Origin of the sequence: Paraburkholderia dipogonis, from assembly GCF_046027395.1 — a bacterium.
In the GTDB taxonomy this organism is placed as follows: Bacteria; Pseudomonadota; Gammaproteobacteria; order Burkholderiales; family Burkholderiaceae; genus Paraburkholderia; species Paraburkholderia dipogonis_A.
The window spans coordinates 197,125-203,619 of sequence record NZ_JAQQEG010000014.1; the positions used below are offsets into that span (position 1 = coordinate 197,125).

A 6,495-nucleotide genomic window follows, 5' to 3' on the forward strand; every position below is an offset into this window, starting at 1 on the left:
AATTAAAAAACGAGCCGGGCTGCCAAGTGGCTCAATTGAACGACTGCACGTCCTGGCGCAGACGCTCAATGAAAGTGTCGGGAGGCATCACGCCCAGATCGACACCACCACGGGCACGCACGGCTACCGTTTGGGCTTCACGCTCTTTGTCGCCGACCACAAGCAGGTACGGCACCTTTTCCAGCGTGTGCTCGCGTATTTTATAGCTAATCTTCTCGTTGCGCAAATCGGCCTCTACTCTAACCCCTTGTTTTTGCAACGATTGGGCTAAAGATTTCGCATATTCCGCCTGACTTTCCGCGATATTCATCACGACGACCTGCATCGGCGCAAGCCATGCGGGCATTGCACCGGCATGGTGCTCGATCAGAATGCCGAGGAACCGCTCCATTGATCCGACGATTGCCCGGTGCAGCATGATCGGACGGCGGCGGCTGTTGTCTTCAGCGACGTATTCGGCGCCCAGACGCTCCGGCAGCACCATATCGAGCTGCAACGTGCCGCATTGCCATGAGCGGCCAAGCGCGTCCTTGATGTGGTACTCGACCTTCGGGCCGTAGAACGCGCCCTCGCCCGGCAACTCTTCCCAGGTCACGCCGCAGGCCGTCAGCGCCTCGCGCAGACCCTGCTCCGCGCGATCCCACGTCTCATCCGTACCAGCGCGCGCGTCCGGGCGCAACGACAGCTTGATCTCGACATTGTCGAAGCCGAAATCCTTGTAGACGCTCATTGCCAGCGTGTTGAACGCGATCGATTCGCTGATGAACTGGTCTTCGGTACAGAAAATGTGCGCATCGTCCTGCACGAAACCGCGCACGCGCATCAGGCCATGCAGCGCGCCCGACGATTCGTTGCGATGGCACGAGCCGAATTCAGCGTAACGCAGCGGCAGATCACGATACGAGCGCAAACCGTGATTGAACACTTGCACGTGACCCGGGCAGTTCATCGGCTTGATCGCGTAGTCGCGCTTTTCCGATTCCGTCGTGAACATGTTTTCACGATAGTTCTGCCAGTGGCCCGACGCTTCCCAAAGCGAGCGGTCCATGATCATCGGCGTCTTGATTTCGAGGTAGCCCGCGTCGTTCACGCGACGGCGCATGTATTGCTCGACCTGCTGCCACAGCGTCCAGCCGCGCGGATGCCAGAACACCATGCCCGGCGACTCGTCCTGCATGTGAAACAGATCGAGTTGCTTGCCGAGCTTTCGGTGGTCGCGCTTCTCCGCCTCTTCGAGCATGTGCAGATACGCTTCCTGATCTTCCTTCTTCGTCCAGGCCGTACCGTAGATGCGCTGCAATTGTTCGTTCTTCGAATCGCCACGCCAGTAGGCGCCCGCGACCTTCATCAGCTTGAATACTTTCAGCTTGCCGGTGGACGGTACGTGCGGACCTCGGCACAGATCGGTGAAGCCGCCGTGCGAGTACAGCTTGATCTCGTCGGTGGCAGGAATCGATTCGATGATCTCGGCCTTGTACTTTTCGCCGATGCTCTTGAAGTAGTCCACCGCTTCGTCGCGTGACACCACGCGGCGCGAGACCGGCTCGTCTTTCTTCGCGAGTTCCTGCATGCGCTTTTCGATCTTCTCGAGATCTTCCGGCGTGAAAGGACGGTTGTACGCGAAGTCGTAGTAAAAGCCGTTATCGATGACCGGGCCGATCGTGACCTGCGCTTCCGGGTACAGATCCTTCACCGCGTACGCGAGCAAGTGCGCCGTGGAGTGACGGATGATATCGAGACCGTCTGCATCTTTTTCGGTGACGATGGCGAGCGCCACGTCGTGATCGATCAGCGCGGACGTATCGACCAGCTCACCGTCGATCTTGCCGCCGAGCGCGGCTTTCGCGAGGCCGGGGCCGATCGAGGCGGCCACTTCGGCGACGGTCACCGGATGCTCGTACTGTCGAACAGAACCATCAGGCAGACGTATCGAAACCATTGCGTTCTCCGTGGTGCCGACCGGCGGCGGCACATACAACCATCAAATAAGCCAAAAAAAATGCGGCCCCGCTTTCGAGGGGCCGCATTCACATTTCCTGCAAACTACATTGGCGAAAGTGGTCCTCGACTAGCGTCGCTCCGAAGTGGTTTCGGTCAACGTTCGCGGTGTCATAACCGTATTCGCCTTTTGCGCCAAAGGCGCTTACTGCAGCTTGCGAAACCCCGGCAAAACCGGAATTTCTCTTTCGTTGGTAGGCTCGATTGGACTCGAACCAACGACCCCCACCATGTCAAGGTGGTGCTCTAACCAGCTGAGCTACGAGCCTGAAGAAACGAGATTATATGGAGCCCCACACCGCTTGGCAAGTACTTTTATGCACCGACTTTAAATTTCTACTCATGATCGCAAGCGTAACCAGTGATGCGCTCACCGACCCACACGCATCAACTTTTACGTGAAGCGCGCACCACCCCCGTGACTTCACCGAGCAACGTGCACGCGCGCTGAATCTGCGCCGCGCTCGACACCTCGACGGTAAATTGCATGAACGCAGCGTTACGGCGCGTCTGCGTCTTCACGCCGATCACGTTCATCTTTTCGCGCGCGAACACTTCAGAAATATCGCGCAGCAAGCCCTGCCGATCCGTTGCGTCGATGGAGAGATCGACGGGATAGACCGACTGGCCGCGACCGCTCATCACCTCCGCCGACCACGCCGTTTGCAACACGCGCTCGGGCGCCCGGTCCGCCATGCGCAGGAACGTCGGGCAATCGCTTCGATGAATCGACATGCCTTTGCCGCGCGTAACGAAGCCGCAGATATCGTCGGGCGGCGCGGGCCGGCAGCAGCGCGCGAGCTGCGTGAGCAACGCATCGACGCCGACCACCAGCACGCCGGTGGACGCTCCGCGCGCCACGCTCGCGCCGCTGCTGCGCTTCTCGAATTGCTCAGGCGCTTCGACCACCGGCTCCGGCGGCGGCGCATCGTGCAGCGCCTGCTCGACGAGCCGCAAACTGAATTCTTCCTTGCCCACCACCGAGAAAAGGTCGTCGGTGGTTTTGAAGCCGAGCTTGGCCGCAAGCTGATCGAGATTGACCGAGGTCTTGCCTTCGCGCTGCAAGGTCTTTTCGACCATCGCGCGGCCGCTCGCAATATGTTCCTGCACTTCGACCGCGTTGAACCACGCGCGCACTTTCTGCCGCGCGCGCGGACTTTGCAGATAGCCGAGTTGCGGGTTGAGCCAGTCGCGCGACGGACCGCCCTCCTTCACCGCGACGATCTCGACCGTCTGACCGTTTTGCAACGGCGTGTTCAACGGCACCATCGCGCCGTCGACGCGCGCGCCGCGGCAACGATGTCCCAACTCGCTATGCACGTGGTACGCGAAATCGACGGGCGTGGCGCCGTGCGGCAACGGAATCACCCGCGCCTGCGGCGTCAGCACATAGATGTGATCGTCGTCGAGCGTGGCCTGGCGCAGTTGCTCCCACGGCTGTGCCGCGCGCTTCTCGCCGAGTTCGCCCTCGGAGACCTCGTCTTTCCACGCGAGCAACTGACGCAGCCACGCGATCTTCTCGTCGTACTTCTCGTTGGCGGCGAACTGGCCGCCGTAACCACGTGTGCCGGCTTCCTTGTAGCGCCAGTGCGCGGCCACGCCGTATTCGGCGAACTGATGCATTTCATGCGTACGGATCTGCACTTCGAACGCGCGGCCGTCGTCGCCGATCACGACCGTGTGCAGCGACTTATAGCCGTTCGGCTTCGGCCGCGAGATATAGTCGTCGAACTCTTTCGGCACCGGCTGCCACAGGTTGTGCACGATGCCGAGCACCGTGTAGCAATCCTTGATGTCCGGCACGATCACGCGAAATGCGCGCACGTCGTAGAGCTCGGCGAAGTCCAGCTCCTTGCCGCGCATCTTGCGCCAGATGCTGTAGATGTGTTTTGGCCGGCCGCTCACTTCCGCGCGAATATGCGCCGCGGCCAATTCCTTTTGCAGGCGTTCGATAGCCTGCGCGACATAGCTCTCGCGCTCGACGCGTTTCTCGTCGAGCAGCTTGGCGATGCGCTTATAAGTCACCGGCTCTTCGAAGCGCAGCGCGAGATCCTCGAGCTCCCACTTCAATTGCCAGATGCCCAGACGGTTGGCGAGCGGCGCATAGATATCGAGCGTCTCGCGCGCCACGTCTGGTGAGGGCGTGATTTTCGCCGCCGCGTAGTAACGCAGCGATTGCAGGCGCGACGCGAGCCGGATCAGCACCACCCGAATATCCTGCGCGAAGGCGAGCAGCATCTTGCGCAGCGCCTCGACCTGCGCGCGGCGCGCAGCCTGGGCATCGCGTCCGGCTTCGGGCATGGCGTTCTGCGCGGCACGCAAGCTGACGGTGCCGAGACGCAGCAACTTGCGCACGTCGCCGACCAGTTGCGCGACTTCTTCACCGAAGTTGTCGGCGATCACGCGCTCCGGGTCTTGCAGATGCGGCGTCAACGCGAACAACGCCGCCGCCAGCACCGCCGGCGGATCGACGTTGAGCGTGCGCATGATCGACGCCGTACCCGCCGCGTGATCCGCCAGCATTTCGCCCGACGACAGCCGCACCTCGCCCGCATGTTCGCGCACGAACGCCATCGCTTCATCGAAAGAAGGAAGGGGGTTCGGCGCGTTCGTAACGGTTTCGGTATTCATGGTGCGACGGCCCACCGGGCCAGACGATTCAACGGAATTTCAACAACACGTGCCAGGCTTAAGCGCGCTGCGCTGCGACCACACAGATTTCGACGAGGCACTTCGGATTGGCGAGCTTCGCTTCGACGGTAGCGCGCGGCGGCGTCGCGCCTTGCGCGACCCACTCGTCCCACACGGCGTTCATGCCGGCGAAATGCACCATGTCCGAAATATAGATCTGCACCGACAGCAAATGCGATTTGTCGCTGTTCACTTCGCCCAGCAGACGGTCGATGTGGCCGAGCACTTCGCGCGTCTGCCCCGTGATGTCCTGATCCGCGTCTTCGGCGATCTGGCCCGCGAGGTACACGGTGCCGTTGTGCACGGCGATTTCCGAGAGGCGCTTGCCGACGTGGTGACGAATGACTGCCATGACGAATCCTGAGTTGGTTGAAAATTGATCGGAGATGCGTTCCGCATCGGGCCCCGTCAAGGACGCGGCGCGGAACTGCATATTATGACGCCTCGGCGGCCGGTCCGATAAAGAACTGCCTCGCGATGTCGATCTGATCGGCCGACAAAAATGCCGGCGCGTGTCCGACGCCTGCGATTTCCGCGCTCGACACCGCGCGCCCGGTCTCGACCATCTTCGCGACGGTTTCACGCGAGAGCAGATCGGATAGCTCGCCGCGCACCACCAGCATCGGTCCCTGGAACGAGGCCAGTGAATGCCACAGCGCGGCCTCGCCGAGTTTGGACGCTTCCTCTGTAGTCGCGGTAAAGGGTTGCGCGATACGCGGGTCGTAACGGAACAGCCATTTGCCGTTCTGTTCGTGCAGAAGCGGCGTGTTGATCTCACGCCATTCGTCTGGCGTGAGCGGGCCGAAAGTCTGCGCGAGCAAGGCCGCGTAGTCGATGCCTTGCTGCAACGTCTCGAACTGCACGGGCTTGCCGAGATAATCGCCGATGCGTTGCACCGCCCCCGGCTCCAGATGCGGACCGACATCGTTCAACAACATCTTGCGGATCGGCGTTTCCGGCAGGCCGGCGAGCCCAAGCCCAATCAGACCGCCCATCGACGTGCCGAACCAGTCGACCGTCTCGACATTCAGGCGCGCGATCAGCGTGACCATGTCGGCGACGTATTGCGGCACCGTGTAGAAGTTGGGGTTGGCAAGCCACGATGACAAGCCCCGCCCCGCGACATCCGGACACACCACGCGGTAAGTGCCGGCGAATTCCTCCGCGAGGCGGTCGAAATCGCGCCCTGAGCGAGTCAAGCCATGCACGCACAGCAGCACGCGCGGATTGGCCGGGTCGCCCCACTCGGTGTAGGCGATGCGGTGCAAGCCACCGGCGCTCGCGCACTGCACATAGCGTTGACGCGGCGCGAGCCGCCCGGCGGTGGAAGCGGACGTGATTTCGGTCATCTGGGTTCCTTGCAAAAGCGCTGCGGATTTGGCTTGGGCACAGCAGGGATCGATATGCGTCCAATCTTCAAACGATTGTAAACCGCTTTGCCGCGCGGCAAGAGTCGGCCGGAAGGCATAGGACGGCTCCGAACGAATGCCCCTCGTAGAAAACAAAACGGGCGAGACTCACGCCTCGCCCGCCTGGGAACCGCCTTGCGGCCGCCTGCCGCTCATATTGGCCGCACAACGGCCTCATACGGCCTCATACAGCCTCATACAGCCTCAAACCGCTTCAGACGGCCTCACAGCACAGCGTTCAGCTGACTGCACTCACATCGAGCGGCGCGCCCGTCTTCGCCTTGATTTCCTCAACGCTCACGCCCGGCGCCAGTTCGGTCACCTTCAGTCCGTCGTCCGTGACGTCGATCACGCCGAGATCGGTGATGATCTGATCGACCACGCCCACGCCCGTGAG

4 protein-coding genes, 1 tRNA gene and 1 pseudogene are annotated in these 6,495 nt (G+C 61.6%); all 6 read right to left on the reverse strand.

The window, feature by feature from the left end; translation table 11 throughout:
• Positions 1-31: 31 nt before the first annotated feature.
• Entirely contained in the window at positions 32-1,939 is a 1,908-nt protein-coding gene (gene thrS, locus PQR32_RS16595) for a threonine--tRNA ligase (protein WP_408228682.1), read from the reverse strand.
• 251 nt (positions 1,940-2,190) lie between these two features.
• Positions 2,191-2,267: transfer RNA gene (locus PQR32_RS16600), tRNA-Val, on the reverse strand.
• Positions 2,268-2,385: 118 nt separating this feature from the next.
• Positions 2,386-4,629: a RelA/SpoT family protein gene (locus PQR32_RS16605; RefSeq protein WP_408228685.1), complete on the reverse strand. Its 2,244-nt coding sequence runs from the start codon at positions 4,627-4,629 to the stop codon at positions 2,386-2,388.
• Between the two features lie 58 nt (positions 4,630-4,687).
• A complete protein-coding gene (locus PQR32_RS16610) occupies positions 4,688-5,041 on the reverse strand; it encodes a RidA family protein (protein WP_106279733.1) in 354 nt (117 codons plus the stop codon).
• 82 nt (positions 5,042-5,123) lie between these two features.
• Positions 5,124-6,038: an alpha/beta fold hydrolase gene (locus tag PQR32_RS16615; RefSeq protein WP_408228688.1), complete on the reverse strand. Its 915-nt coding sequence runs from the start codon at positions 6,036-6,038 to the stop codon at positions 5,124-5,126.
• 298 nt (positions 6,039-6,336) lie between these two features.
• Positions 6,337-6,495 (reverse strand): annotated as a pseudogene (locus tag PQR32_RS16620) (succinyl-CoA--3-ketoacid-CoA transferase); the annotation flags it as partial.

Bases quoted from the DNA above. Each gene is read 5' to 3' on its own strand.
- PQR32_RS16605 (WP_408228685.1), bottom strand. From the start codon at position 4,629: ATGAATACCGAAACCGTTACGAACGCGCCGAACCCCCTTCCTTCTTTC.
- PQR32_RS16610 (WP_106279733.1), bottom strand. From the start codon at position 5,041: ATGGCAGTCATTCGTCACCACGTCGGCAAGCGCCTCTCGGAAATCGCC.
- thrS (WP_408228682.1), bottom strand. From the start codon at position 1,939: ATGGTTTCGATACGTCTGCCTGATGGTTCTGTTCGACAGTACGAGCAT.
- PQR32_RS16615 (WP_408228688.1), bottom strand. From the start codon at position 6,038: ATGACCGAAATCACGTCCGCTTCCACCGCCGGGCGGCTCGCGCCGCGT.